The sequence below is a fragment of the Acinetobacter sp. SH20PTE14 genome, from assembly GCF_021391555.1.
Taxonomy (GTDB): Bacteria; Pseudomonadota; Gammaproteobacteria; order Pseudomonadales; family Moraxellaceae; genus Acinetobacter; species Acinetobacter amyesii.
Window position 1 is genome coordinate 1,510,050 of the sequence record NZ_CP090067.1, and the last position, 26,401, is coordinate 1,536,450.

24 protein-coding genes, 2 tRNA genes, 3 rRNA genes and 1 pseudogene are annotated in these 26,401 nt (G+C 40.7%); 22 read left to right on the forward strand and 8 right to left on the reverse strand.

The features are described 5' to 3' along the window. Positions 1–1,095: an alpha/beta fold hydrolase gene (locus LXF01_RS07560; RefSeq protein ID WP_180127063.1), complete on the reverse strand. Its 1,095-nt coding sequence runs from the start codon at positions 1,093–1,095 to the stop codon at positions 1–3. Positions 1,096–1,237: 142 nt separating this feature from the next. Between LXF01_RS07560 and LXF01_RS07565 the strand changes: the two genes are divergently transcribed. From LXF01_RS07565 to trpB, 10 genes are all read left to right on the forward strand, one after another. Continuing rightward, positions 1,238–2,425, forward strand: coding sequence for an O-succinylhomoserine sulfhydrylase (locus LXF01_RS07565; RefSeq protein ID WP_180090225.1), 1,188 nt, complete (start codon positions 1,238–1,240; stop codon positions 2,423–2,425). 32 nt (positions 2,426–2,457) lie between these two features. Continuing rightward, positions 2,458–2,787 (forward strand): YbaB/EbfC family nucleoid-associated protein, encoded by a 330-nt coding sequence (locus LXF01_RS07570; RefSeq protein ID WP_180173557.1) that lies wholly within the window; start codon positions 2,458–2,460, stop codon positions 2,785–2,787. A gap of 12 nt (positions 2,788–2,799) precedes the next feature. After that, positions 2,800–3,396, forward strand: coding sequence for a recombination mediator RecR (gene recR, locus LXF01_RS07575; protein ID WP_078188505.1), 597 nt, complete (start codon positions 2,800–2,802; stop codon positions 3,394–3,396). Between the two features lie 201 nt (positions 3,397–3,597). After that, complete coding sequence (locus LXF01_RS07580; RefSeq protein WP_233945320.1) at positions 3,598–4,740, forward strand: ribonuclease D; 1,143 nt, start codon at positions 3,598–3,600, stop codon at positions 4,738–4,740. A 124-nt stretch (positions 4,741–4,864) separates the two neighbouring features. Next, complete coding sequence (locus LXF01_RS07585) at positions 4,865–5,173, forward strand: YcgL domain-containing protein (protein WP_180011296.1); 309 nt, start codon at positions 4,865–4,867, stop codon at positions 5,171–5,173. 21 nt (positions 5,174–5,194) lie between these two features. Further along, complete coding sequence (locus LXF01_RS07590; protein ID WP_078193907.1) at positions 5,195–5,578, forward strand: hypothetical protein; 384 nt, start codon at positions 5,195–5,197, stop codon at positions 5,576–5,578. 21 nt (positions 5,579–5,599) lie between these two features. After that, positions 5,600–6,451 carry an AAA family ATPase gene (locus tag LXF01_RS07595; RefSeq protein ID WP_180011248.1) on the forward strand — a complete coding sequence of 284 codons (852 nt, stop codon included), beginning with the start codon at positions 5,600–5,602 and terminating at the stop codon, positions 6,449–6,451. A gap of 78 nt (positions 6,452–6,529) precedes the next feature. Further along, positions 6,530–6,982: a hypothetical protein gene (locus tag LXF01_RS07600; protein WP_233945321.1), complete on the forward strand. Its 453-nt coding sequence runs from the start codon at positions 6,530–6,532 to the stop codon at positions 6,980–6,982. A 203-nt stretch (positions 6,983–7,185) separates the two neighbouring features. Further along, the gene (locus LXF01_RS07605) at positions 7,186–8,373 is read left to right on the forward strand and encodes a vWA domain-containing protein (protein ID WP_180172105.1); all 1,188 of its coding nucleotides are present in this window, start codon (positions 7,186–7,188) and stop codon (positions 8,371–8,373) included. A 130-nt stretch (positions 8,374–8,503) separates the two neighbouring features. After that, positions 8,504–9,712, forward strand: a complete 1,209-nt coding sequence (gene trpB / locus LXF01_RS07610; RefSeq protein WP_233945438.1) for a tryptophan synthase subunit beta — start codon at positions 8,504–8,506, stop codon at positions 9,710–9,712. A 9-nt stretch (positions 9,713–9,721) separates the two neighbouring features. On the opposite strand, the gene LXF01_RS07615 is transcribed toward trpB, so the two are convergent. The 4 genes from LXF01_RS07615 to LXF01_RS07630 all read right to left on the reverse strand — a co-directional run bounded on the left by LXF01_RS07615 (position 9,722) and on the right by LXF01_RS07630 (position 11,483). Continuing rightward, the gene (locus LXF01_RS07615) at positions 9,722–10,072 is read right to left on the reverse strand and encodes a hypothetical protein (RefSeq protein WP_233945322.1); all 351 of its coding nucleotides are present in this window, start codon (positions 10,070–10,072) and stop codon (positions 9,722–9,724) included. Positions 10,073–10,194: 122 nt separating this feature from the next. Continuing rightward, positions 10,195–10,626 (reverse strand): CBS domain-containing protein, encoded by a 432-nt coding sequence (locus LXF01_RS07620; RefSeq protein ID WP_078193901.1) that lies wholly within the window; start codon positions 10,624–10,626, stop codon positions 10,195–10,197. A gap of 106 nt (positions 10,627–10,732) precedes the next feature. Then, a complete protein-coding gene (locus tag LXF01_RS07625) occupies positions 10,733–11,110 on the reverse strand; it encodes a DUF2750 domain-containing protein (protein ID WP_180035766.1) in 378 nt (125 codons plus the stop codon). Between the two features lie 139 nt (positions 11,111–11,249). Continuing rightward, positions 11,250–11,483 (reverse strand): hypothetical protein, encoded by a 234-nt coding sequence (locus LXF01_RS07630; protein WP_078188494.1) that lies wholly within the window; start codon positions 11,481–11,483, stop codon positions 11,250–11,252. 221 nt (positions 11,484–11,704) lie between these two features. On the opposite strand from LXF01_RS07630, the gene LXF01_RS07635 reads away from it, so the two are divergent. Both LXF01_RS07635 and LXF01_RS07640 read left to right on the forward strand, forming a co-directional pair. Next, positions 11,705–12,064 carry a hypothetical protein gene (locus tag LXF01_RS07635; RefSeq protein WP_180056128.1) on the forward strand — a complete coding sequence of 120 codons (360 nt, stop codon included), beginning with the start codon at positions 11,705–11,707 and terminating at the stop codon, positions 12,062–12,064. A 109-nt stretch (positions 12,065–12,173) separates the two neighbouring features. Continuing rightward, on the forward strand, positions 12,174–12,497 hold the full coding sequence (locus LXF01_RS07640) for a hypothetical protein (protein WP_078193898.1): 324 nt from the start codon (positions 12,174–12,176) through the stop codon (positions 12,495–12,497). Here the strand turns inward: LXF01_RS07640 and LXF01_RS07645 are convergent. Both LXF01_RS07645 and LXF01_RS07650 read right to left on the reverse strand, forming a co-directional pair. Further along, positions 12,421–13,992, reverse strand: a complete 1,572-nt coding sequence (locus LXF01_RS07645; protein ID WP_442781358.1) for a M16 family metallopeptidase — start codon at positions 13,990–13,992, stop codon at positions 12,421–12,423. The two genes, LXF01_RS07640 and LXF01_RS07645, sit on opposite strands and share 77 nt — an antisense overlap. A 120-nt stretch (positions 13,993–14,112) precedes the next feature. Then, positions 14,113–15,513, reverse strand: a pseudogene (locus tag LXF01_RS07650) (M16 family metallopeptidase); the annotation flags it as partial. Between the two features lie 166 nt (positions 15,514–15,679). Between LXF01_RS07650 and ftsY the strand changes: the two are divergent. The 10 genes from ftsY (at position 15,680) to LXF01_RS07700 (ending at position 25,955) form a co-directional block, all read left to right on the forward strand. Beyond that, positions 15,680–16,786: a signal recognition particle-docking protein FtsY gene (gene ftsY / locus LXF01_RS07655; protein WP_180023557.1), complete on the forward strand. Its 1,107-nt coding sequence runs from the start codon at positions 15,680–15,682 to the stop codon at positions 16,784–16,786. 174 nt (positions 16,787–16,960) lie between these two features. Further along, a complete protein-coding gene (locus LXF01_RS07660; protein WP_111884932.1) occupies positions 16,961–17,647 on the forward strand; it encodes a nitroreductase family protein in 687 nt (228 codons plus the stop codon). A gap of 215 nt (positions 17,648–17,862) precedes the next feature. Continuing rightward, the gene (locus LXF01_RS07665; protein ID WP_180007270.1) at positions 17,863–18,456 is read left to right on the forward strand and encodes a nitroreductase family protein; all 594 of its coding nucleotides are present in this window, start codon (positions 17,863–17,865) and stop codon (positions 18,454–18,456) included. 183 nt (positions 18,457–18,639) lie between these two features. Further along, the gene (locus tag LXF01_RS07670; RefSeq protein WP_233945439.1) at positions 18,640–19,317 is read left to right on the forward strand and encodes a YccT family protein; all 678 of its coding nucleotides are present in this window, start codon (positions 18,640–18,642) and stop codon (positions 19,315–19,317) included. Positions 19,318–19,827: 510 nt separating this feature from the next. Further along, positions 19,828–21,366: ribosomal RNA gene (locus LXF01_RS07675) — 16S ribosomal RNA — on the forward strand. Positions 21,367–21,427: 61 nt separating this feature from the next. Next, positions 21,428–21,504: transfer RNA gene (locus tag LXF01_RS07680), tRNA-Ile, on the forward strand. A gap of 74 nt (positions 21,505–21,578) precedes the next feature. Then, a tRNA-Ala gene (locus LXF01_RS07685) sits at positions 21,579–21,654 on the forward strand. 425 nt (positions 21,655–22,079) lie between these two features. Beyond that, positions 22,080–24,973 (forward strand): 23S ribosomal RNA (locus tag LXF01_RS07690). A 174-nt stretch (positions 24,974–25,147) separates the two neighbouring features. Further along, positions 25,148–25,262: ribosomal RNA gene (rrf, locus tag LXF01_RS07695) — 5S ribosomal RNA — on the forward strand. Together the 16S, 23S and 5S rRNA genes with 2 tRNA genes alongside form the textbook arrangement of a ribosomal RNA operon. 477 nt (positions 25,263–25,739) lie before the next feature. Continuing rightward, positions 25,740–25,955, forward strand: coding sequence for a hypothetical protein (locus tag LXF01_RS07700; RefSeq protein ID WP_233945324.1), 216 nt, complete (start codon positions 25,740–25,742; stop codon positions 25,953–25,955). An 11-nt stretch (positions 25,956–25,966) separates the two neighbouring features. Here the strand turns inward: LXF01_RS07700 and LXF01_RS07705 are convergent, their stop codons facing one another. Then, on the reverse strand, positions 25,967–26,398 hold the full coding sequence (locus LXF01_RS07705) for a roadblock/LC7 domain-containing protein (protein ID WP_180162742.1): 432 nt from the start codon (positions 26,396–26,398) through the stop codon (positions 25,967–25,969). Positions 26,399–26,401 lie beyond the last annotated feature (3 nt).

Below are 26,401 nucleotides of genomic sequence, written 5' to 3' on the forward strand. Positions count from 1 at the left end.
TTATTTCAATAAACTGGATCTTTGTGTAAGCCACTGGGTCAAAGTTGGCCAAAATTGATTGGCACTTTTTTGACTCGACATCAGGCCGAGGTGACCACCGGGAATGAGAGTAAACGTGACATCTTGACTACTTGTCAATTCGCCTAAAGGACTTGCTGCATCAGCAGTAACGATTTGATCGGTAGAACCCGCGCCAATCAACAAAGAGCAGTGGATATTTTTTAATTTAATAACTTTATCTTTCAATTGAATAATGCCGTTTTTAAGTGGATTTTGTAGCCAAACATTGAACACCATGTCTTGGTTAATGCCACCCGGATAGTCAATCATGTGATTGAGAAAATCGCCCATGGTTGCATGTTCATACAGGTCATGTAGATTATCTAAGTTAGATAAAAATTGTTTTTGGCTTTTGAACCAACCCATTGGATCAACGATTTTAAATCCAATCGCATTGAGTACGCCCGGTGTATGGATAAAATGTTTAGGAATTTTCCCAGTGTAGACCGTATCTTGTAAATTCTTACTACGTGAAAGCAAGCGATTGGTTTTTTGAAATAGCTTTCCGATACGACCTGAGGCATAGCTATCAATCGGCGCGCCCATCACCATTAGATTTTTAACATGTTCAGGTTGATGTAATGCTGTATACAGCGTGACAAAGACTCCAGCCATACTCCAACCGTGTAGCGAGATGTATCGACTATCTGCATGCTCACAAATTTGATCAATACAATGTGGAATCACATCATCAATAAACGATAGAAAATTTAAGAAACGATCTTGATAGTTTAATTTTCCCCATTCCAGCAAATAGACATCAAAGCCACTGTGTTGAAAATGTTTCACCAATGAGCGATATGGATACAAATCATAAATCGCCATATTGATGGCCAGTGGAGCAACAAACACTAAGGGTTCTTTGTATTTACGATCAGGCGAAGCGTAATACCGAACTTTTGCATGTTTATATTCAGTAATTACTTCATAGGGTGTCGATTGAGAAAGGACCAGCGATTTTGCATTAAACACACGTTTAGACAGGTGTTTAATTTTCTTTTGCTGCGCCAGAAATTTCTGTTTGAAAGGGTGCATAACTGTCAATTGCCTAAGTCCTTGTAGGATTGGTCGAAGTCTAAGCGATAATTTCGTATTTTACCTTGACCTTAAATAGCTTAGACGCTCAAAATATTGGCAATTCTTCACAAAGGCAGTTCTTCGCGACTGAGTAATACAGATGAGCCAACAAGACGACATCGAATACCAATTAGAGACTTTAGCGATTCGTACAGGTCATACTCGTACTTTTGAGGGTGAACATAGTGAGCCAATTTTCCTGACTTCATCATTTGTTTGTGAAAGTGCAGCAGATGCCGCAGCAAAATTTTCAGGTCAAATTGAAGGCAATACCTATTCACGTTATACCAATCCAACTGTACAAGCTTTCGAAAAACGTTTAGCTGTTTTGGATGGTGCTGAAGCCGCTGTTGCGACAAGTTCAGGTATGGCGGGCGTACACGCGATCACTTTGGCATATTTGAAAGCTGGTGATCATGTGGTGTGTTCACGTGCTGTCTTTGGTTCGATCATTTCTCTATTTGAAAAATATGTCATCAAATTTGGTGTTGACGTTACTTTTGTCGATTTGGAAGATTTAGATGCTTGGAAACAAGCGATTCGCCCAACTACACGCCTATTGTTCATTGAAACACCGTCAAACCCATTGGCTCAAGTAGGGGATTTACAAGCCATTGCTGATATTGCACATGCGCATGGGGCATTATTTGCAGTCGATAATACTTTCTGTACACCGGTGTTACAGCAACCGATTAAATTCGGTGCGGACCTCGTGATCTATTCATCAACAAAATATATTGATGGTCAAGGTCGCGCGCTCGGTGGTGCAGTTGTAGGTAGTGCAAAATTGATGGAAGAGATTACAGGTGTTATTCGTACACTGGGTAACTCGATGAGTCCATTCAATGCATGGATCTTCCTGAAAGGCCTAGAAACTTTAAGCTTACGTATGAAAGCCCACTGTGCAAGTGCTCAAACTTTAGCTGAATGGTTAGATGCGCACCCGAAAGTTGAAAAAGTGTACTATGCGGGACTTCCAAATCACGAAGGTCATGAGTTGGCGAAAAAGCAACAAAAAGGCTTTGGCGGAGTTGTATCGTTTGTTGTGAAAGGCGAACGTGAAGGCGCTTGGACAGTGATTGATAATACTAAGTTCCTTTCTATTACAAGTAACTTGGGTGATGTAAAGTCAACAATTACCCATCCTGCAACGACTTCTCATGGCAGAATGTCAGCAGAAGCGAAAAAAGCAGCAGGGATTAGCGAAGGTTTAATTCGCGTATCTGTTGGTTTAGAAGATATTAATGATATTATTCGCGATCTTTCACGCGGTTTAGATCTTATCTAAAGTGAATTCATCAGTTTTGTTCGGAGATTTTTATGAACATTAATATGCTCATGCAGCAAGCTCAACGCATGCAAAAAGAAGTTGAGAGCAACATTAAAAAAGCTAAGGAAGAGCTTGCACAAGTTGAAGTTCACGCTGAAGCAGGTGGTGGTCTGGTTAAAGTTACTATGACTGCGCGTCATGTGGTGAAACGTATTGAAATCAATCCTGAACTACTTCAAGATGATGCAGATATGATTGAAGACTTAATTGCAGCGGCAATGAATGATGCTTCACGTCAAGCTGAAGTGATTTCAGAAGAAAAAATGAAATCTGCAAACTCTGGTATGGGGCTTCCACCAGGCCTTTCAGGTTTATTCTAAGGAATACGTTGAATGTTTAGTGATCGTTTTGATCAACTTGTACAGGCATTGCGTATTTTGCCAAGCGTTGGGCCTAAGTCGGCTCAACGTATGGCACTGCACTTAATCATGAAAAATAGGGAGGGTGCTGTTGGTCTGGCACATGCCTTGACTGAAGCAACCAACTATATTCATGAATGTTCCATTTGCCATTCATTGACTGAAGATGAAGTGTGCAACATATGCGTCTCGTCAGAACGTGATGATCAACTGCTTTGTGTGGTTGAATCTCCCGCAGATGTCATGGCAATCGAGCAAAGTGGCAGTTTTAGAGGGAAATATCATGTATTGGGTGGGCATTTGTCGCCACTCGACGGTATTGGCCCCGACGAAATTGGTATCCCATATTTAATTCAACGACTAAGTGATGGTAAAGTGCAGGAAGTGATCTTGGCGACCAATGCAACAGTTGAAGGTCAAGCGACAGCACATTATTTGGTTGAAGCGACTAAACATTTACCAATACAAATGACCCGTATTGCACAGGGAGTACCACAGGGTGGTGAGCTTGAATATGTGGATAGTCATACCTTAAGTCAGGCCGTGCATAACCGAATGCGAATGAAGTAACTATAGAGCGAAACTCGTTTCGCTTTGTATAATTTTCACCTAATTATTTATACTTAATAACGATTAAAGTTTTTGTTTACAATGAATAAAAAAGCCAATTAAAGGAAATAAGTCACTAAAATAACGTTTTTCCTTATAGATAAATAATATATATCAGTTAATATAAGCTCATAGAGCATCTAAAATTAGACTCAGCAACTTATGTATCAATTCATTCAAAATCAGCCAGATTTAAATTGCGTTTTAAATCTTATGGACCAAAGCTCGATTTACGGACTCGACACCGAGTTTATAAAAGTAGATACCCTGTGGCCCAAACTTGGACTTTTCCAAATTAATGTACAAAATCAGGTGTATTTACTTGATGGTACAACCCTCGATTTAACCCAATTCTGGCAAAAATTATTTGCGGCTCAGCAAAACGTTTTTCATGCTTGTAGTGAAGATATCGACCTGATTTATCACTATGCACAGCATAAGTCTTTAGAAAATGTATTTGATACCCAAGTTGGGATGTCATTTTTAGGGCATGGCTTACAAGTCAGCTATCAAAATGCCTTAAAAACTATGCTCGATGTAGATATAGATAAAGATCAGACACGTTCAGATTGGTTGGCTCGTCCACTCAGTGCCGAGCAATTGAACTATGCAGCGAATGATGTACATTATTTAATGAATTTAAGCCATACGATTCAGAATGAATTGGCTGCGAAAAGTTTATTAAATTGTGTACTTGAGGACTGCAAAAATTTGACACATGAAATTGGCACTGAAACGCCAATCCATTTGTTGTATCACGATGTTGGTAATTATCGACATTCACGTCGTCAGCTCATGCAAATTCAGCAATTGGCCGTTTGGCGTGAGCAAATGGTGAAAGCCTTAAATCAGCCACGTAGCTTTATTCTTAAAAACTCAACCATCATTGATATGGTTGAAAAAAATCCAAAAAATAATTTTCAATTGAGTGCGGTGAAAGACATTCGTCCGAACATTGTGCGTGAGCATGGTAAAATTATTTTAGATTTGTTGAAGTTTTTACCAGAACAAGCTGAATGGCCGCTGCGTATGGCACGTCCAATTCGTCATTCGTCTCAGGATATTGGTTCGCGCGTCGATACAGTCATTCAGCGTGCAGTACAAGAAACCTCTGTGCCTAAAGAAGTTTTAATGCGTAAAAAATGGTTAAATGCTTTGTATCAGCATGTGGTTTTTCATAATGATGAACAAGATTTACCGAGCTATTTGTTGGGCTGGCGCTATGATTTGCTGACGAAGCCTTTAATTGAAGTACTGCATGCCGATGAAAGCTATCTTTCTGGTCAAATGAAAGTGATGGAATAAGTTCTGATTGATTAAAGAACTATCACTTATACAAATTCACGACTGATGCGTTAATAAACACTAATGTATCAGTCTTTTTTTTGATGTATCCTTTGCCTTGCGTTTAATGAGTATTGATTCAATTATGTACTGTTCTATCTACAAATCGAGCAAAAAAGATGAAATGTATCTTTATATTGCTCGTCCTGAAGTTAATGAAAACGAAACTGAAGCGACAGATCCGCTTGCAGTAATGCCTGATGCTTTACGTACAGCATTTGGTCGTGCCACATTTGTCATGGATCTAGAACTCAGTGAATCACGCAAACTTGCACGTGTGAACGTATTACACGTCATAGATTCTATTGAAACAAAAGGATTCTTTATTCAGATGCCTCCAGAAGGTTTAATTGACCCAAATGCAGTTGAGCCAGAAGGCTTGCGCGGCGCTTAAGTTAATTCAGGAGTTGTGAAAATGAATGGTGTAGTATCGGTATTGGACTCAATTCCTGAAAGCAGTATTGCAATTACGGTTTACCTAGGTGGGGCTGTAATTGCTTTGTTGTGTTGGTATGGGCTGATGAAGCGCTTACCCAAAACGATCGGTGCCATTGGTTGGCTTATCGTATTTGCTATTTTATTAACACCAACCGTTTCTGAAGGTTCAAATGCAGCGATCGCACCTGCGATTTTTGGTTTGATTTTTGGTGTATTAACAAAAGATCAGCCATTGGTTTGGTTGAATCTATCGCTGATTCTCTTTGTGGTGGGTATTGGTTTAGTCCTTGGTTATTTTTGGACCAAATACAATGCAGCGAAACCACAGCACGTTGTTAACAAGAAAATTTCACCGCTTTAAATAAAAAAATAAGGTTATGTCATGTCTGTTGAAACTCAACAATTTACTGGTACAGATCAATATATTGCGACCGATAGCTTAAAACTTGCAGTAAAAGCTGCACGTTCATTGCAAAAGCCACTTTTGGTTAAAGGTGAGCCGGGGACAGGTAAAACACTTTTAGCCGAACAAGTGGCTGAAAGTTTAGGCCTTAAGCTCATTACTTGGCATATCAAATCGACGACCAAGGCTCAACAAGGTTTGTACGAGTACGACGCCGTATCTCGTCTGCGTGATAGTCAGTTGGGTGATGACCGTGTTTATGACATCAAAAACTATATTAAGCCGGGTAAGCTTTGGGAAGCATTCACCAGTGAAGAACGTTGTGTACTTCTAATTGACGAGATTGATAAAGCAGATATCGAATTCCCTAATGATTTGCTGCATGAACTCGATAAAATGTCCTTCTTTGTGTATGAGACGGGTGAAACGATTACGGCAACACAACGTCCAATCGTGATCATTACTTCAAATAATGAAAAAGAACTTCCAGATGCCTTCTTGCGTCGTTGTTTCTTTCATTATATTGAATTCCCTGACGAAGCAACCATGCGTGAAATCATCGATGTACATTTTGAAAATATTTCAAATACCTTGGTCTCTGAAGCACTACAAATTTTCTTTAAATTACGTCAAATTCCGGGTTTAAAGAAACCGCCTTCAACCTCTGAGTTGATTGATTGGTTGAGTTTGTTGATGGCGGATGATATGCCAGAAGATATTTTACGCAATACGGATAAATCGAAATCAATTCCACCACTTTATGGTGCCTTGATTAAGAATGAACAAGATGTGCAATTGCTTGAGCGTCTAGCATTTATGTCACGTCGTTAATTGATATCAATTCTTTAAAAGATTTAAAAGCCGGTTATCCGGCTTTTATTTTGAGCATTAAAAATATAAAGGTGAATTATGCAGACAAGCGCATACTTATCTCAAGTACACATAGCTGTACCTAAGAGATTAAAGCCGACTGTACTCTTGTTGGCTGCGAGTTTTTATTTTTCTAGTTTTAGCTATGCAATGGATGATGCTCAGTTTGAACAGCAGCATCTACAGTTACTTCAAGATGTGTATTGGGCGCAAGTTGCAGAACATCAACTTAAAGAAAAGCTCATCGATCAATCAGATCATCCCGCAGCTCAAACGGCCATTCAGCAAAAGGCTTGTGCTGCAACTGTGCTCGAGCTGAAATACTATGATTTTGTGATCTTGAACCTAAGCGATTTTAACCGCTATAGAAACCATCAAGGTTTTCATAAAATCGTGTCTATTGAAAAGTTGCAGCAAGATCGTCTCGATGTTCAGCGCAAATATGAAACTCTTAAACAATCGCTTAAAAAAAGAAATGCAACTTGCGATTAAGTCATGTCATTTACCTTTCTTTGGGCAGATAGGGCAATGTATATGAACACACAGTAAAAGCTTTTGGCTTTACTTGTAGGGATCAATTTTTCATAATGGTGGATGTAAGGCAAGACCCAGTTGCAGATGAAATAACAAGATCACATGCATTCACACTGGATTTGACCTCCTGATATTTAATTTTTATTGGATTTTATTCGCCTATGTTTGTGCGATTGTTTTATACCCTTAGAAAATACGGTGTTCCAGTTTCAACTCGTGAATTGATTGACTTGAACCAAGCAGTGGCAGCAGGGCTGGTCTTTGCAGATCAAAATGAATTTTATCAGCTTGCAAAAACCGTCATGGTCAAAGATGAACGTTACTTTGATAAGTTCGACCGTGCAATGAAGGACTATTTTGACGGTATATCGACCTTTGATTTAGACGAGCTATTAAATCAGGTGCATAAACTGCCAAAGGATTGGTTTGATCTAGAGCTCATCGAAAAGCATTTGACACCTGAACAACGAGAAGAACTAAAAAAAGCTGGATCATTAGAAGAACTGATGAAAATGCTTGAAGAGCGTTTGCGCGAGCAGCATAAAAAGCATCAAGGTGGTAATCGGATGATCGGTACGGGCGGTACCTCGCCCTTTGGTGCCTATGGTGACCATCCTGAAGGTGTGCGTATCGGTGGGCCTGGTCGTAAACGATCTGCGGTGAAAGTTTGGGAACAACGACAATACCGAAACCTAGATGATGAGCAGATTCTCGGAAGTCGTCAGATGCAGATGGCTTTGCGTCGTTTGCGTAAATTTGCTCGCCAAGGTGCAGCAGAAGAGCTGGATATCGACGGAACCATTCGTGAAACAGCCAAACAAGGAATTTTGGATGTGCAGTTGGTTCCTGAACGACGTAACCGCATTAAAGTCTTGATGCTGTTTGATGTTGGGGGCTCGATGGATTCACATATTGCCCAATGTGAGAAGCTCTTTACCGCGGCTAAAACTGAATTTAAAACCTTAGAGTATTTCTATTTCCATAACTGTTTATATGACTATGTGTGGAAAGATAATATTCGCCGTTCAAGCACGCGTATGAATACTTGGGATCTATTCAACACCTATGGTCGAGATTACCGCGTCATCGTGGTCGGTGATGCGAGTATGGCACCGTATGAATTGAACTCTGTAGGTGGTTCTGTGGAGTATATGAATGATGAAGCGGGTCAGGTGTGGTTACAGCGCTTACGCAATCATTTTGATAAAACAGCATGGTTAAACCCCGAAGAAGAAAGTTATTGGCATTACACCCAAACCATAGCTGTGATTAAACAAATCTTTGAAGATCATATGTTCCCAATGACCCTCAAAGGTGTGGAAGATATGACGAAATATTTAGCGCGCTAAAGCTTTAAAACGATACTTTTTTTTATCAATGATGTTTATATTACTTACTCCAATTTTGCATTTTTTCTTATTTTCAAAATTGGATAGTATTTAAAAGTCTTTGTTCTGCATACAACATGAAGGAAATATGATGGATCATCAAATTAATGGTATCGCATTACCTAATGAAGAAGGTTTCTTCGGTGAATACGGTGGGCAGTTCATTCCACCAGATTTAAAACAGGCAATGGATGACATTAATGTTGCTTATGAGCAAATTCGTCATACAGAAGAATTTCAAAATGAATTGAAAGAGTTGTTTGCACATTATGTTGGACGTCCAAGCCCATTGTTTTATGCGAAGCGCTTGTCTGACAAATTAGGTGGGGCACAAATCTACCTCAAGCGTGAAGAACTTAACCATACTGGCGCGCATAAAATTAACCACTGCCTTGGCGAAGCATTATTAGCAAAATATATGGGTAAAACCAAAGTGATCGCAGAAACTGGTGCAGGTCAGCATGGTGTGGCATTAGCAACGGCTTGTGCCTTGGTGGGTATTCCATGTGAAATTCACATGGGGCAAGTGGATATTGAAAAAGAACATCCAAACGTGGTGAAAATGAAGATTTTAGGTGCCAACCTAATCTCTGTTACTCGTGGTACAGCTACGCTCAAAGATGCAGTAGATAGCGCATTTGAAGAATATTTAAAAGATCCAACCAATTTTATTTATGCGATTGGTTCAGTGGTTGGTCCACATCCATTCCCGAAAATGGTTCGTGACTTCCAGTCAATTATTGGTGATGAAATTAAAGTTCAGACCAACGAGCGTTTTGGTGCAAATCCTGACTATGTGGTTGCATGTGTGGGTGGTGGATCCAATGCCGTTGGTGCATTTACAGCATTCCTCAATGACACCGATGTTAAACTTGTGGGTGTAGAGCCGGCTGGTCATGGCTTAGATACCAATATGCACTCTGCGACGTTGACATTGGGTAAGCCAAGTCAAATTCATGGCATGGCATGTTATGTCCTTGAAGATGAACAGGGTGAACCATTACCAGTGCATTCAATTGCATCAGGTTTGGACTATCCAGGGGTGGGGCCACAACATAGTTTGTTAAAAGACCTAGGTCGTGTTGAATATACAACAGCGACAGACCAAGAATGTTTAGATGCCTTCATGACGCTTTCACGTGTGGAAGGTATTGTTCCTGCACTAGAAAGTTCACATGCGGTTGCTTGGGCAATTCGTGAAGCGCCAAAACTTGCTAAAGATGTGAAGATTGTGGTTAACGTTTCAGGCCGTGGCGATAAAGACTCAGACTATGTGGCTGAAAAATTAGGTTTAAATTAATTATTGCCATTAAAAAAGACTAAGTTGCGCATCATCTGTTGATGGTGCAAAAATCTTTTGCAGTTGTATTGCCCGATCTATATTCGAAGTATCCCAGTTTTTTACTGGGATATTTTTTTTGACGTAATTTTTATAAAATGTGTGGTCAAAGCTTAATGTAATTGGAATTAACTCAGGATGTAGTGCATAAATAATTGCCTTTGCATCTAAAATTTCAGTGACAGCAGAAGCAATCTCTAAATTGATCGTACGTTGGTGGTTTTGCAGCAGTTCATCGTCTTTCATCGAAAACATTAAGCGTTCTAGTTCTAAAATGATGGCATCTAGTTGGTCTAATTTATCTAAAGCGAGTTTCAACATAAGAAAGGAAATTGAGAAAAGTAATTAATTTGTAATGTATATGTCATTACAAACTGTGAGTTATATAAAATTATTGATCTTTAGAATTCCCCCTTAAAGCTTGTTAAGGGGGATTTTTGAGTTTAGCCAGAAATATATTGCTGTAGCTGTTCAATGAGTTTGCGTTGATCATCCATTGCTGCTTTTACAAGGTCGCCGATGGAGATTAAGCCTGTTAATTTCTGTTCCTCAACGACAGGTAAATGACGTAAATGGCGATCTGTCATGAGTTCTAAACATTCTTCGACAGTCGCTGCACTTGTTACAGTGATGACACTACCCGTCATAATTTCACTGACGGAGGTATCGAAAGAGGTTCTTTCCATGAGTGCGATTTTACGTGTGTAATCACGCTCAGACAAAATCCCAACGACTGTGCCTTCATGGGTCACGACGAGGGCACCAATGCCTTTTTGTGCCATCAGGGAAATGGCTTCGAGTACAGTCGCATCTGGGGTGATGGTGTAAATTTCTTGATAAGCTTTGTCTTTAAGTACTTGGGCAACTGTAGTCATATTTTCATTCCTTTATAGTAGTTTTTGTTTAATTTAAATTAGCGCGAAATTTGAAAAAAGCAAATACTTTTCAGTGCATGCTGAGGTCAAACATGCACTGAGGGTTTTATGCGATTTGTATTTTGTCATTATTAAAAAAGAATAAACGCATTTGCGATGTTGTGAGCTTGAGACGGATGTGGCTAGAGCTATGCAACGCAGGGATGACTTTAAGGCGTGTTAATGTCGGTAATAGCGATGCCTCAAAATCTTCTGGTGTAATGCGTCGTGGAGTGTAGTTGGGCCAATGCTTTTTGGCATATTTATGCGCTTGAATGCCATTTAGCCAAAACGGGAAGATAATATGATCTTGATCGCTGGTCATTGCCCAACCTTGTTGGTGGTAGAGACCCCAAAGGACTCCACAGTACATCATGGTTTTTAAAATACTAATTTTGAAAAATAAATCTTTTGGAATAGGTTTATATTGCTTTAATTTAGACATCATATGCAGCGTGTTGTTGATGTTGCTCCTATTGTAGGAAATTCTTATGAAAAAGCTGTGTAAGCTTTGAACTTGATTGTAAGAATTTATGTAGTTAAAAGTTGAAGGGTGTAAAAAACGCCACCTTAGTGACGTTTTGTTATGCTTGCAAGGTGGCCATGTTCTGCCAATATTGCGCTTTGAGTGAGTCACGTTCTACGCGGAAGCCTTGATAATAAAGTTCAGCCAAAAATAACGCTGCTTTACCATGTCCAGCACGAGCTGCATCTTCCAATTCATGAACTGCATCGCTGAAGTTCATTTGAGATTGAATTGTGTTTACCGCATTTGCGTATACATGTTCGAGTTCATGTTGAGAGAATTGTTGAATCATATTTAACTCCTTATTCTAATTATGATCATTAAGGGCCCATTCTTTAGCCCTATTAACTAATTTAACTAAGTATTATTAAACTAATATTACAATTATCTTGAATTGTCAACTATTCACGTAAATATTTCTAATTTGCTATAGTTTACATGATTAAACAATGGACAATTGTTTTCGTGAGTAAAATACTATCATAAGAAGTTGTAGATAATAAGGAGAAGTAAATGACAAGAGTTTTAGACGGTTTAACTTTAGATTATCCTCCGACATTAGCGCAAATTGTGGAGTTGGCACATCTACATCGTCGCAATCTTGATGAAGCAATTTTTCATCAAGAAATTCATTTAGGGGATTTTGGTTTGGCACAGCGCAAACGTGTATATGATTTCACACGGGATTTAGATAAGGCACAGCGCTTAGAATTTTACAATGCATATAACGGCGAATTACTCAAAATCGCCGATGATGATGATTTACATCCTGCGCATGCAGAGGGTGGAATGAGTATTTTTGCAGTATTTATCGTTTTGGCGATTATTGCATTGATTCTTTATTTTGCGGTGATACGTACCATTATTCAGTAAATTGTTTAGCTAACTCACAGACTGAAGCAGTGGACTGATGCAGTTTTAAGCGCTGTGACTTGAACTTCTTGAACGTCAGCCATACACTACTTTGAACCTGAGGTAGTGTATGACTATTGATTTAGAAAAAATTATTCAATTCAAATCTAAAATACAGCTAGAGCAAATTTATAATATCTTTGTTTCAGTCATGATCGTGGTGATTTTGGTATTGGCTGTGATTGCCTTATATCGTCCTATTTCTGTACAGCAATACCAAAACGTGTCACGACTTGCGTTGCAGCAAAGTTATCCTGAAACACAGGAAATGGCGATGCTGCTGAGACAGCAAGATCGCATTCGTGTGGGTGCTTATCTTAAATTGATGCATGCTTATCAGATGGAGTCTGTGCGAGCACATCAACTTCCGGCTTTGGCAGAGGAACAGCTTTAGTTGTAGGGATTATCTTGGTTGGAGCTGCTTGTACATTCTTCTCCAATATCTGCTGTACTTCATTTTTATCTAAGGTTTTGCTCACCACAATCACAGTCATATTTTCAGGGTGCATGTAAGTACGAACCGCATTTTGTACATCAGCTACAGTTATTTTTTCCAATAATTTTGGGTACTGGGTCAAATAATCTGGGTCTTGATGATAAAAGCCCAATAGACCAAGCTGTGCATTGATCGTTGCATTACTGCTGTAATTATTTGGAAAAGCACGCAGCATGCCTGCTTTGGTTTCTTCCATTTGTTTTTGATCAATAGGCATTTTGACAAAATCATTTAAAGCCTTATGCGCAACTCGAATACTATCTATCAGCTGATCTTGACGTGTTCCATAGCTAAAGCTAAAAATACCGGGTGCTTGGCTAAAGCTAAATGCACTATAGGCACCATAAGTATAGCCACGTTTAACGCGAAGCTCTTGCATGAGGATCGAGTTAAAACCTCCACCACCAAACATTCGATTGGCTACTTCTAGGGCTAATCGATCTTTGTTATCACGTGTCGTCCCTAAATGTCCAAATATGACGTTGGCTTGGGTGGAATTGTAGGGAAGATGGATAATATCAAACCCTTGTTTTTCTTCTGGTTGTGCAAGTGCCTTGGCTTTTTCACCTTGGTTTAAGTTTCCGGAAATACGTTCTGCAAGGTTTTGTGCTTCTTTTTTGCTGAGTTTACCTGTAATGGCAATATTCATGTTTTGAGCAACTAAAAATTGATTACGAAACTTCTTTAAAATGTCAGGGGTGATTTTTTTGATACTGCCATTGGTTCCAGTAATCGGTTCTGCATATGGATGTGTGCCGTAAACAGCCCGATAGAAACGAATATTCATTAAGCGACTTGGACTTTCTTGGAGTTGTTTTTGACCAGCTTGGTTATTGCTGAGTGCTAAGTTGAGACTGGAGTTTTTAAAAGTCGCATTTTTAATCACATCCATCATCATACTTAAAGCAGGTTCTAATTTTTTAGGGTCTGACAATACGCGTAGCCGAACGACAAACATATCTCGATGTGCTTGTACGCTAAATTGAGCACCTGTTTGGTCAAAAACCGAGGCAATTTGCGTTGCATTGTATTTTTCTGTGCCTTCATCGATTAAACGTGCAGCCATGTTGGCAACACCATACAAGCCTTTTTCGACTTCTTCATCACGAGCAGAACCCGCATTAAAGGTCAGTTGAATATCCACCATAGGTAGATCTTGTGATTCAACAAACAGGCTATTTACGCCATTTCGGTTTTTCAGCACTTGAACAAGCGGAGCACGATAGTCTTTATCAATCTGTAAATTCTTTAAACTTTGCAGCATGGGGATAGATTGTAATTGGCTCGGCTTATCGTTGAGGTCGGGAACATTTTCCTTATAAGTTTCTGCATGAAGGATTGAGCCAAACGCAGTGAGTAAGCTTAGAGATAAAATTTTCGTAATAGTCATCACTAATCCTTACAAGACGCTTTCTGTGTTTTGGGTTGAGCTGATTTGTTGCTCTGGAATAACAACTTCCGTTTGAGCTGATTTTACTGTTTGATCTGATTTATTTGAGGTTGTTGGAACCTCTGACTGTTCTGGAAATAGATACATGGTGCTTAAATTTTCTCGGACAAAATACGCATTGGCGACACGTTGAATATCCTGTGCGCTGACGTTTTCATATAGTTTTGGTAATTCGTCCATTAGCCTGAAACTGAGCCCATTGACTTCTAAGTTACCGATCGTCTTGGCTTGGCTGCTGATGTCATCTTGGTTATAGACTAAATTGGAGACAAAACGTGTGGTGATACGTTCAACTTCTGGTGTTTTGACTAATTCTGTTTTTAAAGTGTCGATTTCATCTTGTATCGCTTTTTGCGCTTGTTCCATTTTGACGCCATCAGCAGGGAGTGCTGAAATGGTAAACAAGCTGTCTCCACGATTGTATGGATCATAAGAAACACTTACAGCCGTAAGTAATTTTCTATCGCGCACCAGTTTGTCTTGTAGGCGCGATGAGATGCCGCTGTCTAAAATATTGCGAATAATATTGAGTGCATAAGCATCTTGTGGATTTTTTGCGGTAGCCAGTGAGCGTACATTCCACGCCATATACAAATTGGGCACTTGTACGGGTAAATTTAGTTCCATATGACGATAGCCCACACGTTCAAATTCCCTCACATCGTTACGATCAGGTGTTTTACGTGATGGAATATCACCAAAGTATTTTTGAACTTGACGAATGGCTGCTTCGGCATCGACATCACCGACAATCACCAAAATGGCGTTGTTTGGGGTATACCAATCTTTATACCATTGTTTTAAATCTGCTAATTTGATGTTTTGCAGATTTTTCATGTGTCCAATGACAGGTTGGCGATAATGACTGGTTGGATAAGAAATCCATTTGAAACGTTCATAAGCCAAAGAACGAGGGTTGTCATCTGTACGCTGTCGGCGTTCTTCCATAACTACTTTAATTTCAGGGTCGAAATCTTGTTGTTGCAATCGTAAATTACTCATACGATCCGCTTCGAGCTCCAACGCCATAGGAAAATAGGCTTTTGGATACAACTGATAATAATTCGTGTAATTGGTAAAGGTTGCTGCGTTGATGCTGCCGCCATAGATACGGCTGAGACGTGTAAATTCATCATTAGGAACTTTAGTGGTTCCTTTAAACATCATATGTTCGAGTGCATGAGAGATCCCTAATAGATTGCCCGACTCATCGCTACTGCCAACACGATACCAAATATGGGTCATTACCATCGGCGCACGGTGGTCTTCACGGATAATGACCTTTAAGCCATTTTTAAGCGTGGTTTCAAAGGTGCTTCGCGTTAATTGGGTACGTGTGTCTGCATGTAGATTGGGTGCACACCAAAGGCAACTAGTGATGATACAGATAGGAAGCGCAGAGCGAAATAAAGTTTTAAAAAAACAAGGAGAAAATCTGTTTTTATGGGACACAAAGGAATCCATTAAAATGCATTTTATAGCTATCTAGTTTTCCTAAAGTTAATTTTGATTGCAAGTTCAACATGTTGTTTTTTAGTGTGCTTCGCTCTGACAGGCGTGTAGCGACTCAATTTAAGATAACTTATGATAGAATCGGTTTTTTTAACGCAGTGCTTTTCAAGGATTCGGCATGCAACAGCAATCTCATGGGCAAAATAAATTTTTGATTGATGCTGATATCGGTGATGACGATGTCACGCTACCGAGTTTACCTGCGGTAAATGTGCCGATTATCGAGACACCGAAAGTACAGCAAGAAGTTGCTGCACCATTACAAGAAACAGAGTCAAAAACTGAAGACTCGAAGGTGAAAGGCGGCTTCTTTAGTCGTATGAAAGAAGGTCTAGCAAAGTCACGTAAGAACTTGGCAGACGGCATGGTGAATATCCTGATCGGTGGGAAGGAAATTGACGATGAACTTTTAGAGGAAGTTGAAGAGCAACTTTTGGTTGCTGACATTGGTGTCGATGCAACCAAAACGATTATTGCGAACTTAACTGAACGTACTGAACGTGGCGATTTAATTTACTCGCACTCTTTATATAAAGCGCTTCAAGAAGAACTTGTGGCATTACTTGCACCACGTGTTAAACCGCTACATATCGACAGCAATAAAAATCCATATGTGATTTTGGTTGTTGGTGTAAATGGTGTGGGTAAAACCACCACGATTGGTAAATTAGCGAAACGCTTACAAGGTGAAGGTAAAAAAGTAATGTTGGCTGCTGGTGATACATTCCGTGCAGCAGCCACAGAACAATTACAAATTTGGGGCGAACGCAATAATATTGCCGTTGTAGCTCAAGGTCATGGTGCAGATTCTGCATCTGTTATTTTTGATGCATTTGAAAGTGCTCGTGCAAAAGGCGTAGATGTACTGATTGCAGACACCGCAGGTCGTTTACATAACAAAGGACATCTAATGCAAGAGTTGTCTAAAGTAAAACGTGTAATGCAAAAAATTGATGCTACAGCTCCGCATGAAGTGATGTTAGTGGTAGATGCAGGCACAGGTCAAAATGCCATTAACCAGGTTGAAATGTTTGATGAGGCAGTAGGGCTTACAGGTCTAACCATTACTAAGCTTGATGGTACAGCAAAAGGTGGTGTGTTATTCAATATTGCAAGCCGTACCCATGTGCCAATTCGTTTTATTGGTGTAGGTGAGAAAATTGATGACTTGCGTCCATTCTCAGCAAAATCATTTGTCGCAGCATTATTTGAAACTGATAAATAAAATGCGTTAAATGTCACATAAACTCCGCAAAATGCGGAGTTTTTTGTTTTTAAGCTTACTGATTGATTTAAAAAGCAACATGTGAATAAATCATAATCAAAATTCAGCCTAATAAACCCTTAGAATAAGTAAGGAATTGTTGTTATATATAAAAATTGCTTTGGGGTGTTTAGGGTGGCGTTACTCGATAAAATTGGTCATGTATTGACTGCGGATATCACTAAAGATTTTAAATTAAAAAAGAAAACTACCGAACAAGAAGTAGAAGCGTCCTTTGTCGACCAACTAAAGAAACGTCGAAGTATTTATGAGCTTGGAAAAAAGGTGCATTACAGTCAGGCTTATTTGGCGGAACTGATTCAAGAATCCGTAAGAAGTTGTCCATCTGCATATAATTCGCAAAGCACACGTATTGTGGTTTTATTTGGCGAATCTCATCAAAAATTTTGGGACATTGTAAAAGACGTACAACGCAAGAATGTTGCGAGTTATATTTTTGAAGGTGTGGCGCTCAAAATAGATCAATGTGCAGCTGGCCTGGGAACTGTACTTTTCTATGAAGATCAAGCTGTGATTCAACAATTACAAAAGAAAGTGCCCTTAAGTGCAGAAGATTTTCCAGTGTGGTCGGAGCAAACGTCTGGCATGGCCCAATTCGCAGTATGGACTTCGATCGCAGATGCAGGTCTAGGCGCATGTTTACAGCACTATAATCCACACATTGATTATGCTGTTGCCGAACACTTTGATATTTCAAAACAATGGCTGCTACGTGCGCAGTTAGTCTTTGGTTCAATTGAAGGCCAAGCGCCTGAACGCTTAGAACCAGAAGATCAAGATCAGTTTAGAATTTATGAGTAATTTCTATGTTCTGTATGTTGCTTTGATTTCTGCCGTACTAAAGACAGTGAAACCAAAATCTGAATGTAAGTGGGTTGTAGGTATTTAGATGCTTGCAACTGATTGTTCTAGAAATAAGACACAATGTTGTAAATATAGTCATGCAACTGTTAAAAACATCACCTATTATAAATCTCAACTTAGTCAGCTAATTGAAAATAAAAAGAGGTCTTGTAATGTCATTCTTGAATCAAATCGAACAACGTCGCACAATCTATTCTATTGGTAATAACGTGAGTTTATCGCAAGATGAAATTGAGCAAACCATTAAAAATGCTGTACGTTTAAGTCCGTCATCATTTAACTCTCAAACGTCTCGTGTCGTTATTCTGTTTGGTGATGCACATCAAAAATTCTGGAATATCGTACGTGAAACTTTACGTAAAATTGTACCTGCAGATGCATTTGAAGGAACCAATGGCAAGATTAATAGTTTTGCAGCAGGTTTTGGTACAGCATTATTTTATGAAGATCAGGCTGTAGTAAAAGCACTCCAAGAACAATTTGCACTTTATGCAGATAATTTCCCAGTATGGTCTGAACACTCAACGGCGATTGCTCAATTTGCTACTTGGACGGCATTGGCTGAAAAAAATATCGGTGCATCATTGCAACATTACAATCCAATTGTTGATGCTGAAACAGCTGCGGCATTTGATGTGCCAGATCAATGGAAACTACGTGCACAGCTTGTTTTTGGTTCGATTGAAGCGCCTGCAGGTGAAAAAACCTTTATTGCAGATGAAGAACGATTCAAAACTTTCAAGTAATGATGGTGTGATGAATTAAAAAAGGATGCTTTAAGCATCCTTTTTTTATATGCAAAATTCTTGAATGAATATCTAAATAATGTCTTGAAACTAAATATACAGTGATTGTTAGATGTCATAAGATTGTCACATATGCATTGCATAGTGCAATCGAAACTAAATAATTGATAAAGAGTGATAATGATGACTTTAAGATTAACTGTTGCAGCTACAGCGCTGATGTTAAGTAGTGCAGGATTTGCAGCTGTAACTTTGACTGTTCCGGAAGAAATCAAAATAGTTGCAGTTAATGATCAAGAAGTTACAGGTGGTTTATTTCGATCTACAGAGAAATATAAGCTAGATGCAGGTGAAAACGTATTAACTGTACGTTATAGCGAATTTTTTCAACATGCTGATAATTCACACGATATATTAAAATCAGGAGTTGCTGCTATTCGTACTCCATCACTGATTGATGGTCAAGAGTACCGTTTAGGTCTAGTCAATGCACCAAGAGATTTTGATGCTGCGCAAAAATATAAAGACCAACCGATATTTGGTTTGTATGACAAATCTAATCAATTACTTGTGCAGCAAGCTGGGGCGAATAAAGAACAAAAATCGATTTTCTCCAATGGTGTTTTGGGTAATGCCGTAGATTTTACGAAGAAAGAAGCTGTGCCAGAAAATCAACCGGCACCTGTTTATGCGCAATCTGTAACTGCAAAACCAACGAACGTAGTATCTCCTGTAGTAGCTTCAAAAAATGTGATTATTAATGAAAATGGGGCAGATCAACAATTAATTCAGCTTTGGCAAAAGGCCAATAAAGCTGAACGACAAAAATTCATGAGTTGGTTGGCTGAGCAAGCAAACTAAAGTCACTTTCGTAACTTCTTTAGTTTTATTCAAGTCAGCGCTATTCGAAAAGTCCGTTGAATTACGGGCTTTTTAGTTTGAAGAATATAAAAATCACCAATAATTATAAAATTCGTCTTTCATAAAGCAAAATATACGGATATATTGATCTTTAAATAAGCAATAAATTGCTTATAGTTTAAAAAATATACACTCAGGCGCAATATCATAGAAATTTCTGTGATAGGGGCTTGTGTTTGTTTTGAAACTCTATAGAATACGCTGCATACCAACGCAGACAGTGATATACATAAGGTTTTGAGTTGTTTGATGTTGTTCTCTTATTTGCTGACGAAGCATTAAGAAGATCATTAAGAGATTATGAAGAACAACTTGTGTGGATTTTTACTAGTTGATTGATCGAAATTATTTTCATTGATTGATGGTAAAAATTACTCGAAGTTTATTTGAGCAAATTTTTGTCAGTAATTGATGAGCCAAGATTGGTACACTATATGTACTATTGATTTTAAACTGAAGAGTTTGATCATGGCTCAGATTGAACGCTGGCGGCAGGCTTAACACATGCAAGTCGAGCGGGAATAGGTAGCTTGCTACCGATTTCTAGCGGCGGACGGGTGAGTAATGCTTAGGAATCTGCCTATTAGTGGGGGACAACATTTCGAAAGGGATGCTAATACCGCATACGTCCTACGGGAGAAAGCAGGGGATCTTCGGACCTTGCGCTAATAGATGAGCCTAAGTCGGATTAGCTAGTTGGTGGGGTAAAGGCCTACCAAGGCGACGATCTGTAGCGGGTCTGAGAGGATGATCCGCCACACTGGGACTGAGACACGGCCCAGACTCCTACGGGAGGCAGCAGTGGGGAATATTGGACAATGGGGGGAACCCTGATCCAGCCATGCCGCGTGTGTGAAGAAGGCCTTTTGGTTGTAAAGCACTTTAAGCGAGGAGGAGGCTACTTTGGTTAATACCCAGAGATAGTGGACGTTACTCGCAGAATAAGCACCGGCTAACTCTGTGCCAGCAGCCGCGGTAATACAGAGGGTGCGAGCGTTAATCGGATTTACTGGGCGTAAAGCGTGCGTAGGCGGCTTTTTAAGTCGGATGTGAAATCCCCGAGCTTAACTTGGGAATTGCATTCGATACTGGGAAGCTAGAGTATGGGAGAGGATGGTAGAATTCCAGGTGTAGCGGTGAAATGCGTAGAGATCTGGAGGAATACCGATGGCGAAGGCAGCCATCTGGCCTAATACTGACGCTGAGGCACGAAAGCATGGGGAGCAAACAGGATTAGATACCCTGGTAGTCCATGCCGTAAACGATGTCTACTAGCCGTTGGGGCCTTTGAGGCTTTAGTGGCGCAGCTAACGCGATAAGTAGACCGCCTGGGGAGTACGGTCGCAAGACTAAAACTCAAATGAATTGACGGGGGCCCGCACAAGCGGTGGAGCATGTGGTTTAATTCGATGCAACGCGAAGAACCTTACCTGGTCTTGACATAGTAAGAACTTTCCAGAGATGGATTGGTGCCTTCGGGAACTTACATACAGGTGCTGCATGGCTGTCGTCAGCTCGTGTCGTGAGATGTTGGGTTAAGTCCCGCAACGAGCGCAACCCTTTTCCTTATTTGCCATCGGATTAAGCCGGGAACTTTAAGGATACTGCCAGTGACAAACTGGAGGAAGGCGGGGACGACGTCAAGTCATCATGGCCCTTACGACCAGGGCTACACACGTGCTACAATGGTCGGTACAAAGGGTTGCTACTCCGCGAGGAGATGCTAATCTCAAAAAGCCGATCGTAGTCCGGATTGGAGTCTGCAACTCGACTCCATGAAGTCGGAATCGCTAGTAATCGCGGATCAGAATGCCGCGGTGAATACGTTCCCGGGCCTTGTACACACCGCCCGTCACACCATGGGAGTTTGTTGCACCAGAAGTAGGTAGTCTAACCGTAAGGAGGACGCTTACCACGGTGTGGCCGATGACTGGGGTGAAGTCGTAACAAGGTAGCCGTAGGGGAACCTGCGGCTGGATCACCTCCTTAACGAAAGATTGATGATTGGTAAGAATCCACAACAAGTTGTTCTTCATGACGATGTATCTGAGGGTCTGTAGCTCAGTTGGTTAGAGCACACGCTTGATAAGCGTGGGGTCACAAGTTCAAGTCTTGTCAGACCCACCATTCTGACTAACGAAGTATTTGAATAAAATACGGAAGCAAACAGAGAATCAGAAACATTGACTTATTGATAAGCTGGGGACTTAGCTTAGTTGGTAGAGCGCCTGCTTTGCACGCAGGAGGTCAGGAGTTCGACTCTCCTAGTCTCCACCATACATTCCTTCGGAATGTATAAAGAACGAAGCTAAAATAAACAATCAAATGATTGTTAGCTTAGTCCTTAAGCGATCAAGTGTTTAGGTTATAGAGCTTAGCAACAAAGTAGCGTATGATTCGCTTCATTGTTATTAAGCTCTGTGATTTATCACAGTTTCCTGACCTGACGAAGGCTGGAAAAATCATTAACAGAATATATTTGAGTTGAAATAATTTGTTCATACTCGTTTGATTTAACCTAACAAGCAATTGTGAAAGTTGAATGAAATGAGTTACTAGCGAAATTAACTGAATCAAGCGTTTTGGTATATGAATCTAATTGAAGCTGTACAGTGATTAAGTTCACGAGACTCTAACTGTGGCAATTAAGTTTGCGACGCGAAATACAACTTGTATGTATTAGCGACTGTTTGGGGTTGTATAGTCAAGTAATTAAGTGCATGTGGTGGATGCCTTGGCAGTCAGAGGCGATGAAAGACGTAATAGCCTGCGATAAGCTCCGGGGAGGCGGCAAATATCCTGTGATCCGGAGATTTCTGAATGGGGAAACCCACCCGCTATAAGGCGGGTATCATAAACTGAATACATAGGTTTATGAGGCGAACGAGGGGAAGTGAAACATCTCAGTACCCTTAGGAAAAGAAATCAATTGAGATTCCCTCAGTAGCGGCGAGCGAACGGGGAAAAGCCCATTAAGTTATCTAAGCTTTAGTGGAACGCTCTGGGAAGTGCGACCATAGTAGGTGATAGTCCTGTACACGAAAGGGCTTAGATAATGATGTCGAGTAGGGCGAGGCACGTGAAACCTTGTCTGAATATGGGGGGACCATCCTCCAAGGCTAAATACTCCTGACTGACCGATAGTGAACCAGTACCGTGAGGGAAAGGCGAAAAGAACCCCTGTGAGGGGAGTGAAATAGATCCTGAAACCGCATGCATACAAGCAGTGGGAGCCAACTTGTTTGGTGACTGCGTACCTTTTGTATAATGGGTCAGCGACTTACATTCAGTAGCAAGGTTAACCGATTAGGGGAGCCGTAGAGAAATCGAGTCTTAATAGGGCGTTTAGTTGCTGGGTGTAGACCCGAAACCGGGTGATCTATCCATGAGCAGGTTGAAGGTTGGGTAACACTAACTGGAGGACCGAACCCACTGTCGTTGAAAAGCCAGGGGATGACTTGTGGATAGGGGTGAAAGGCTAATCAAACTCGGTGATAGCTGGTTCTCCCCGAAAGCTATTTAGGTAGCGCCTCGGACGAATACCATTGGGGGTAGAGCACTGTTTCGGCTAGGGGGTCATCCCGACTTACCAAACCGATGCAAACTCCGAATACCAATGAGTACTATCCGGGAGACAGACTGCGGGTGCTAACGTCCGTAGTCAAGAGGAAAACAATCCAGACCGCCAGCTAAGGCCCCAAAATTATAGTTAAGTGGGAAACGATGTGGGAAGGCATAGACAGCTAGGAGGTTGGCTTAGAAGCAGCCACCCTTTAAAGAAAGCGTAATAGCTCACTAGTCGAGTCGGCCTGCGCGGAAGATGTAACGGGGCTAAAACTATATGCCGAAGCTGCGGATTTACACATAAGTGTAAGTGGTAGGGGAGCGTTCTGTAAGCCGATGAAGGTGGATTGAGAAGTCTGCTGGAGGTATCAGAAGTGCGAATGCTGACGTGAGTAACGACAAAACGGGTGAAAAACCCGTTCGCTGAAAGACCAAGGGTTCCAGTCCAACGTTAATCGGGGCTGGGTGAGTCGACCCCTAAGGCGAGGCCGAGAGGCGTAGTCGATGGGAAATTGGTTAATATTCCAATACTTCAGTGTAATGCGATGAGAGGACGGAGAAGGTTAAGTCAGCCTGGCGTTGGTTGTCCAGGTGAAAGGAAGTAGGCATGTATCTTAGGCAAATCCGGGGTACTCTATGCTGAGATCTGACAGCAAGCTGTACTTGTACAGTGAAGTGGCTGATACCATACTTCCAGGAAAAGTCTCTAAGCTTCAGTTACACTGGAATCGTACCCGAAACCGACACAGGTGGTCAGGTCGAGTAGACCAAAGCGCTTGAGAGAACTCTGCTGAAGGAACTAGGCAAAATGGTACCGTAACTTCGGGAGAAGGTACGCTGCTTTTGGTGATGGAACTTGCTTCCTGAGCTGAGAGCAGCCACAGAAACCAGGCCCCTGCAACTGTTTATTAAAAACATAGCACTCTGCAAACACGAAAGTGGACGTATAGGGTGTGATGCCTGCCCGGTGCTGGAAGGTTAATTGATGGGGTTAGCGTAAGCGAAGCTCTTGATCGAAGCCCCAGTAAACGGCGGCCGTAACTATAACGGTCCTAAGGTAGCGAAATTCCTTGTCGGGTAAGTTCCGACCTGCACGAATGGCATAATGATGGGGGCGCTGTCTCCAGCAGAGGCTCAGTGAAATCGAAATCGCCGTGAAGATGCGGTGTACCCGCGGCTAGACGGAAAGACCCCGTGAACCTTTACTGCAGCTTGACATTGAACTTTGATCTTACTTGTGTAGGATAGGTGGGAGGCTTTGAAACCGAGACGCTAGTTTCGGTGGAGCCAATCTTGAAATACCACCCTGGTAATATTGAGGTTCTAACTCTGCTCCATGATCTGGAGCGAGGACCATGTCTGGTGGGTAGTTTGACTGGGGCGGTCTCCTCCTAAAGAGTAACGGAGGAGTACGAAGGTGCGCTCAGCGTGGTCGGAAATCACGCGTAGAGTATAAAGGCAAAAGCGCGCTTAACTGCGAGACCCACAAGTCGAGCAGGTACGAAAGTAGGTCTTAGTGATCCGGTGGTTCTGTATGGAAGGGCCATCGCTCAACGGATAAAAGGTACTCTGGGGATAACAGGCTGATACCGCCCAAGAGTTCATATCGACGGCGGTGTTTGGCACCTCGATGTCGGCTCATCTCATCCTGGGGCTGAAGCAGGTCCCAAGGGTATGGCTGTTCGCCATTTAAAGAGGTACGCGAGCTGGGTTTAGAACGTCGTGAGACAGTTCGGTCCCTATCTACCGTGGGCGCTGGAAATTTGAGAGGATCTGCTCCTAGTACGAGAGGACCAGAGTGGACGAACCTCTGGTGTACCGGTTGTGACGCCAGTCGCATCGCCGGGTAGCTATGTTCGGAAGGGATAACCGCTGAAAGCATCTAAGCGGGAAGCCTACCTCAAGATAAGATTTCCCTTGGACTTTATGTCCACTAAAGAGCCGTTGAAGACTACGACGTTGATAGGTTGGATGTGGAAGTGCGGTGACGCATGAAGCTGACCAATACTAATTGCTCGTGAGGCTTGACTATACAACACCCAAACAGTTGTATGTAAAGCATCAATTGATTCGATATTAAGCAAAATAACTTGATTTAGTTAACGCTTAAGAACAAAATACTGCAACTCAGATATGATCTGTTAATAACTCATTTGGTAGAAAACTTAGCAATACGTAAGACTAAGCAAGTATCCATAACAGTTGTGCTGGCGACAATAGCAAGAGTGAACCACCTGATCCCTTCCCGAACTCAGAAGTGAAACCTCTTAGCGCTGATGGTAGTGTGGGGTTACCCATGTGAGAGTAAGTCATCGCCAGCTCATTATTCGAAACACCCCCTGACTAGTGCAGGGGGTGTTTTTTTATGCACGAAGAAAAAGGGAAAGTTATCAAAATAGAAAATAATAAGAGAAGCAAATTCAAAAAATAAGAAAACGAGAGATATTTAAAGAAAATAAAACTAAAATGCTCAATCCATCTATATCATTTTAAAATCTTTTGCTAATGAAAATGTGTAATAAATCAATATAATAAAATCGTTTGTTTCATTAATAATATATAGGGTATTTAAGATGTTTTTAAAAAAATTATTAACTATAGTTTTATTTGCATTTGTTTCTTTCAATACTACAGCCGGTGTGTATCAGGATAAACTAAGTGAATGTTTGGTAAATAAAATTTCAGCATAAGAGAGTCAGAACTTAACGGCTTGGATTTATTTGGCATTTTCAGCACATCCAGAAATTTCTAAGTATAGTAAAGTGACGTCCGCTGAGATGCAAAAGATTGATAAAAATATGGCAAATTTATTTCAAGATTTATTTACTAAGCGTTGTAATGCTGAAATCAAAGCTGTTACAGAAAATGAAGGAACAAATGCTTTGGGTAAAGCATTTGAACTATTGGGGAATCGTGCAGCTGAGAACCTGATGAAAAATCCATTTGTTGAAAAACGTATTGCATCATTTGCACAATATTTTGATGAAGATAAAATGCGTGAATCGATGAAATAAATTGAATCGGACTAGGCGAATGTATTTGACAGTTGATATTCGCTTAGCTCATTACTCACTCTTTTTAAGGAATATAATAATTGCCCTAATAATACATTTTTTGATGTTAAGACAACTAATATCATGGGGTGTTGAGGGTGAGAGATCGCTGTGAGTAATGCTTTACCATTTTCAGCATCTAATGTAATGGTTTGACAACCGACTAAATTAATTTCGTTAGTAAAAGCTTGAACCATTGCTAAGATTGAACTGCTTACAGCTGCAAGTTTTCCAGAATTTTCAATATTTTTCTTTTCTATAGATTTTAATTCAAAACCATCAGTTGAACATAACATCATATATTCAACACCGGACACATCAGAAATTAACTCCTTCATGAGTTTATGTGCATGTTCAATAAGCTGTAGTGGTGCTGAACGTGTTGTACGAATTGCTGTATTCATAAT

Bases quoted from the DNA above. Each gene is read 5' to 3' on its own strand.
- ftsY (WP_180023557.1), top strand. From the start codon at position 15,680: ATGCAACAGCAATCTCATGGGCAAAATAAATTTTTGATTGATGCTGAT.
- LXF01_RS07605 (WP_180172105.1), top strand. From the start codon at position 7,186: ATGTTTGTGCGATTGTTTTATACCCTTAGAAAATACGGTGTTCCAGTT.
- LXF01_RS07565 (WP_180090225.1), top strand. From the start codon at position 1,238: ATGAGCCAACAAGACGACATCGAATACCAATTAGAGACTTTAGCGATT.
- LXF01_RS07580 (WP_233945320.1), top strand. From the start codon at position 3,598: ATGTATCAATTCATTCAAAATCAGCCAGATTTAAATTGCGTTTTAAAT.
- LXF01_RS07625 (WP_180035766.1), bottom strand. From the start codon at position 11,110: ATGTCTAAATTAAAGCAATATAAACCTATTCCAAAAGATTTATTTTTC.
- recR (WP_078188505.1), top strand. From the start codon at position 2,800: ATGTTTAGTGATCGTTTTGATCAACTTGTACAGGCATTGCGTATTTTG.
- LXF01_RS07630 (WP_078188494.1), bottom strand. From the start codon at position 11,483: ATGATTCAACAATTCTCTCAACATGAACTCGAACATGTATACGCAAAT.
- trpB (WP_233945438.1), top strand. From the start codon at position 8,504: ATGGATCATCAAATTAATGGTATCGCATTACCTAATGAAGAAGGTTTC.
- LXF01_RS07620 (WP_078193901.1), bottom strand. From the start codon at position 10,626: ATGACTACAGTTGCCCAAGTACTTAAAGACAAAGCTTATCAAGAAATT.
- LXF01_RS07640 (WP_078193898.1), top strand. From the start codon at position 12,174: ATGACTATTGATTTAGAAAAAATTATTCAATTCAAATCTAAAATACAG.
- LXF01_RS07700 (WP_233945324.1), top strand. From the start codon at position 25,740: ATGGCAAATTTATTTCAAGATTTATTTACTAAGCGTTGTAATGCTGAA.
- LXF01_RS07635 (WP_180056128.1), top strand. From the start codon at position 11,705: ATGACAAGAGTTTTAGACGGTTTAACTTTAGATTATCCTCCGACATTA.
- LXF01_RS07600 (WP_233945321.1), top strand. From the start codon at position 6,530: ATGCAGACAAGCGCATACTTATCTCAAGTACACATAGCTGTACCTAAG.
- LXF01_RS07615 (WP_233945322.1), bottom strand. From the start codon at position 10,072: ATGTTGAAACTCGCTTTAGATAAATTAGACCAACTAGATGCCATCATT.
- LXF01_RS07590 (WP_078193907.1), top strand. From the start codon at position 5,195: ATGAATGGTGTAGTATCGGTATTGGACTCAATTCCTGAAAGCAGTATT.
- LXF01_RS07705 (WP_180162742.1), bottom strand. From the start codon at position 26,398: ATGAATACAGCAATTCGTACAACACGTTCAGCACCACTACAGCTTATT.
- LXF01_RS07595 (WP_180011248.1), top strand. From the start codon at position 5,600: ATGTCTGTTGAAACTCAACAATTTACTGGTACAGATCAATATATTGCG.
- LXF01_RS07665 (WP_180007270.1), top strand. From the start codon at position 17,863: ATGTCATTCTTGAATCAAATCGAACAACGTCGCACAATCTATTCTATT.
- LXF01_RS07585 (WP_180011296.1), top strand. From the start codon at position 4,865: ATGTACTGTTCTATCTACAAATCGAGCAAAAAAGATGAAATGTATCTT.
- LXF01_RS07560 (WP_180127063.1), bottom strand. From the start codon at position 1,095: ATGCACCCTTTCAAACAGAAATTTCTGGCGCAGCAAAAGAAAATTAAA.
- LXF01_RS07670 (WP_233945439.1), top strand. From the start codon at position 18,640: ATGACTTTAAGATTAACTGTTGCAGCTACAGCGCTGATGTTAAGTAGT.
- LXF01_RS07570 (WP_180173557.1), top strand. From the start codon at position 2,458: ATGAACATTAATATGCTCATGCAGCAAGCTCAACGCATGCAAAAAGAA.